This window comes from Hydrogenophaga sp., from assembly GCF_051007235.1.
Taxonomy (GTDB): Bacteria; Pseudomonadota; Gammaproteobacteria; order Burkholderiales; family Burkholderiaceae_C; genus Hydrogenophaga.
On the sequence record NZ_JBPCSJ010000142.1, the window covers coordinates 1 to 4,439 of the forward strand.

A 4,439-nucleotide genomic window follows, 5' to 3' on the forward strand; every position below is an offset into this window, starting at 1 on the left:
CACTTCCAGACCGACACCGCCGACCACGCCGACATCATCCTGCCGGCCACCACCCAGCTGGAGCACTGGGACATCCACACCAGCTACGGCCACACCGACGTGCTGCTCAACCGCCCCGCCGTGGCGCCACTGGGCCAGGCGCGCCCCAACACCGAGGTGTTTCGCGAACTGGCGCGCCGCATGGGTTTTGACGAGCCCTGCTTCGCCGACGACGATCAAACCCTGTGCCGCACCGCGATGGGCGACGCGGTCGACTTCCAGCAACTGCTGGACCAGGGCTGGACCACGCTGCCGGTGCCCGAGGCGCCGTTTGCCAGCGGCAACTTCCCCACCCCGTCGGGGAGGTGCGAATTCTTCAGCGCCCGCTTGGCGGCACAGGGGCTGGACGGCCTGCCCGACCACCTGCCCAACTTCGAGCCCGCCGGCAGCGACCCACGCCACCCGCTGGCCATGATTTCACCGCCCGCGCGCAACTTCCTCAACTCCAGCTTCGTCAACGTCCAAAGCCTGCGCGACATCGAAGGCGAGCCGGTGCTGGAGATGCACGCCGACGACGCGGCCGCGCGCGGCATCACCAGCGGGCAGATGGTGCGGGTGTTCAACCAGCGCGGCGAATACCGCTGCAAGGCCGAAGTCTCGAAGCGCGCCCGCCCCGGCGTGGTCAACGGCCTGGGCATCTGGTGGCGCAAGCTGGGGCCGGACGGCACCAACGTCAACGAAGTCACCAGCCAGCGCCTGACCGATCTGGGGCGTGGACCGGTGTTTTATGACTGTCTGGTGGAGGTGGCGGCGGCGTGATCAGGCGCCACATCCGGCCACCGCCGGGAAGGCAATGCTGCCATTGACGGGTGCGCTCTGGGCCGGGTCGGGGTCGCCGTTCATATCCGTGCCCGTCATGGCCTTGTTGCTGATGGAGATGGTCTTGCCCGCCAGATCGACCGTCACACCAGACACGCCGGCCACATTGAAATCGTTCACACCCCAGGCATAGGTAGGCTCCTCGCCGATCGACAGGTTGACCGGCGTTGGCGTGGCGCCTTGCAGGAAGTAGACCTTACCGTTGTAGGTCTTCCCATTCGGGCCGGGCGCGCCGACAAACTCCACCGTGCAGTAGGGGACCGTGATCGCCATGTTGGCGGCCTCGGCCTTGGTCTCGACCGATGCCGCCACGATGTCGCCGGTGTAGGCCGCGGGCGCGGTGGCCGACAGCGTTAGGGTGCCACCGCTGACTCCACCCGATGTGGTCGTAGTGGTCGTGGTGGAATCACCCCCACCCCCACCCCCACCCCCACAAGCCGCCAAACCAAAGGCCAGCAGCAGGACAGACGCGGCGCGAATCGGGCTATTCTTCATGATCAAACTCCGTGGGTTATGGGGTAACGAAAACGTTTTCAGTCTATGAACGCTGCGCCACTTCGTGCACCCCATGAACAGAGGGGTGGCGGGACTGTCCGCATGGGCTGGGTCGTGGCCGCGCTGCTGCTGGGCCTGAGCGGTTGCGCCAGCCCCACCACCGGCGCGGGCTACTACTGGCAGTCGGTCACCGGCCACCTGGCCCTGATGCAGGCCGCACGCCCGGTGGACGACTGGGTGGCCGACAGCGCCACGCCCGAGCCGCTGCGGCAGAAGCTGGTCACCGCGCGCCGCATCCGCGCCTATGCCTCGGCCGAACTGGCGCTGCCCGACAACGCCAGCTACCACCGCTACGCCGACCTGAAACGCCGCGCGGCGGTCTACAACGTGGTGGCCGCGCCCGAGTTCTCGCTCACGCTGCAAACCTGGTGCTTCCCGGTGGTGGGCTGCGTGGGCTACCGCGGCTACTACGACGAAGCCAACGCACAGGCCTTCGCCGCCAGCCTGCCGGGCGATCTGGAAGTGGCCGTGTACCCGGTGCCCGCCTACTCCACCCTGGGCTGGATGAACTGGGCCGGCGGCGACCCGTTGCTCAACACCTTCATCGGCTACCCCGAGGGCGAACTCGCCCGCCTGGTGTTCCACGAACTCGCCCACCAGGTGCTCTATGTGCAGGACGACACCGCGTTCAACGAGTCCTTCGCCACCGCGGTGGAGCGCCTGGGTGGCGAGCGCTGGCTGGCACAGGCGGGTGAGGCCGTGCGCAACGACTACACACGCTTCAACGAACGGCGCCGCGCCTTCCGCGCCCTGACCCTGGCCACCCGTCAGCGCCTGCAGGCGCTGTACGCCGACACCACGCTCGACACCGACACCCGCCGCGCCCGCAAGGCCGAGGTGATGGCGGACTTTCGCCGCGACTACGAGGCGCTCAAGCAGGGCTGGGGCGGCTACGCGGGCTACGACACCTGGGTGCGCCAGGCCAACAACGCCAGCTTCGGCGCCCAGGCCGCGTACGACCAGTGGGTACCGGCTTTCGAGGCGCTGTTCGAAGCACAAGGCCGCAATTTCACACGCTTTTATGATGCGGTGCGCGCGCTGGCCGAGCAGCCCAAGGCCGAACGCAGCGCCACGCTGCAAGCCCTGCTGCCCACCCCTGACGCCACGCTGGCGGCCAGCGCCCACTGATCCACACACCACCCGAGGAGACCCCATGGCCCAGATCCACATCCACCGCGAACACCAGCTGGGCCTGGCCGGTGCACGCAAGATCGCCTGGCAGTGGGCCGAACAGGCCGAGGCCGATTTCGACATGGCCTGCACCTACGAAGAAGGCGACGACGGCGACGAGGTGCAGTTCAGCCGCAGCGGCGTCAGCGGCACGCTCAAGGTCGCGGGCGACCACTTCGAGTTGGAAGCCCAGCTCGGCTTTCTGCTCGGCGCGTTCAAGGACCGCATCGAAGGCGAGATCGTGAAGAACCTCGACGCGCTGCTGGCCAGCAAAAAACCGGCCGCTGCGAAAAAGAAAAAGACCTGAACGCGTGGGCGTCCAGGCCTTGGATTCAGAGTCGACTCCGACGCGAAAAGACTGATGCAGAACGCGGCGGAACCGGCTCCGCCGGGCCGCATCGCGTTGCCCCCTTGAGGGGGTCGCGCGCAGCGCGGCGGGGGTGGGTCAAGACAAGGATTCGATCAGGTCGATGTACTGCTGTTTGGCGTCGTCCGAAGACGTGCCCTTGCAGCCGTTCCAGGCGTCCCACTTGGCGCGGCCCACCAGGTCGCTGAAACCGGGCTTCTTCTCGGTGTTGTCACCCGTGGTGGCCTGCTTGTACAGACCATAGATCTTCAGCAGCGTGGTGTTGTCGGGGCGTTCGGCCAGTTTCTTGGAGTTGGCCACGGCGGCTTCGAAACGGGCGTTGAGATCGGACATGCGGTTCTCCTGATGGGTGTGCCCGCGCACAACAGGCGCCGGCGGTCTAGGGGCAGGCCCGGTATCTTACGGTTCGCTCCACCGGCAAAATAGACGCGCACCCCCAACACACAGCGGCGTCCCCCGCGGACGACCAGGAGACACCATGGTCCAGCGCATTTCCAAGCCCCCCCAGCGCGCCCAGGCCGATGCCGCTGGCACCGGCCCCCACGCGGCCCGAACGCTGGCCAGCACGCTGGGCCTGGAAGGCGAGCGCATGAGCAAGGTCGACACGGCCTGGCTGCGCATGGACTCGCCGACCAACCTGATGATGATCCTGGGCGTGTGGATCCTGCGGCCCGGCATCACGCTGGCCGACCTGCAGCAACGCGTGCGCGAGCGCCTGCTGCCCTACCGCCGATTCGTGCAGTTGGCGCGCGAAGACGCCGCCGGCGCGCACTGGCTGGACGACCCCGATTTCCGCCTGGAACGGCACGTGAGCGCACAGGACCTGCCGCGCCAGCGCGGGCAGAGCGAGCAGGCCGCGCTGCAGGCCCGCGTGGCCCAACTGGCCATGCAGCCACTCAACCCGGCGCACCCGCTGTGGCAGTTCGAGCTGGTCGAGCAGTACCAGGGCGGCTCGGCGCTGATCGCGCGCATCCACCATTGCATTGCCGACGGCATCGCGCTGATCAGCGTGATGATGAGCCTGGTCGACGGCGGCGCCGAGCCGCCCCGCCGCGCACGCCCAAAAGGCGCCGACAAAGCCGGGCTGGAAGCCGCCGAAGACTGGCTGGCCGATACCCTGATCCGCCCCTTTGGCGACCTGACCGCCAAGGCGCTGGACCTGGCGTGCGGCGGCGCTGCCAAGTCGCTGGCCGCGTTGTCCACCCCGCAACAGAGCCTGAGCGACTCGCTGGGTCAGGCCCTGGACCTCGCCCGCATGGGCGGCCAGCTGGCCAGCGACCTGGCGGCCCTGGCGCTGATGCCCGACGACTCGCCCACCCCACTCAAGGGCCAACCGGTGGGCCGCAAGCGCGTGGCCTGGTGCCAGCCGATCCCGCTGGACGAGGTCAAGGCCATCGGCAAGGGGCTGAACTGCTCGGTCAACGACGTGCTGCTCAGCTGCGTGGCCGGCGCCATCGGCCAGTACTTGCGCGCGCGCGGCGAAGACCCG

6 protein-coding genes are annotated in these 4,439 nt (G+C 68.3%); 4 read left to right on the forward strand and 2 right to left on the reverse strand.

Annotated elements, in window-relative coordinates:
- On the forward strand, positions 1–798 hold a 798-nt coding region (locus ACR2JA_RS05340), incomplete at its 5' end, for a molybdopterin-containing oxidoreductase family protein (RefSeq protein WP_434008074.1).
- Here ACR2JA_RS05340 and ACR2JA_RS05345 read toward each other — a convergent pair.
- Positions 799–1,353, reverse strand: coding sequence for a hypothetical protein (locus ACR2JA_RS05345; protein WP_434008075.1), 555 nt, complete (start codon positions 1,351–1,353; stop codon positions 799–801).
- Positions 1,354–1,455: 102 nt separating this feature from the next.
- On the opposite strand from ACR2JA_RS05345, the gene ACR2JA_RS05350 reads away from it, so the two are divergent.
- Positions 1,456–2,541, forward strand: a complete 1,086-nt coding sequence (locus ACR2JA_RS05350; RefSeq protein WP_434008076.1) for an aminopeptidase — start codon at positions 1,456–1,458, stop codon at positions 2,539–2,541.
- A gap of 25 nt (positions 2,542–2,566) precedes the next feature.
- Positions 2,567–2,890, forward strand: a complete 324-nt coding sequence (locus ACR2JA_RS05355) for a polyhydroxyalkanoic acid system family protein (RefSeq protein ID WP_434008077.1) — start codon at positions 2,567–2,569, stop codon at positions 2,888–2,890.
- A gap of 138 nt (positions 2,891–3,028) precedes the next feature.
- On the opposite strand, the gene ACR2JA_RS05360 is transcribed toward ACR2JA_RS05355, so the two are convergent.
- Positions 3,029–3,283, reverse strand: coding sequence for an acyl-CoA-binding protein (locus tag ACR2JA_RS05360; RefSeq protein WP_434008078.1), 255 nt, complete (start codon positions 3,281–3,283; stop codon positions 3,029–3,031).
- A 145-nt stretch (positions 3,284–3,428) separates the two neighbouring features.
- On the opposite strand from ACR2JA_RS05360, the gene ACR2JA_RS05365 reads away from it, so the two are divergent.
- Positions 3,429–4,439, forward strand: a 1,011-nt coding sequence (locus ACR2JA_RS05365) for a wax ester/triacylglycerol synthase domain-containing protein (protein ID WP_434008079.1), incomplete at its 3' end; no start/stop codon positions are given.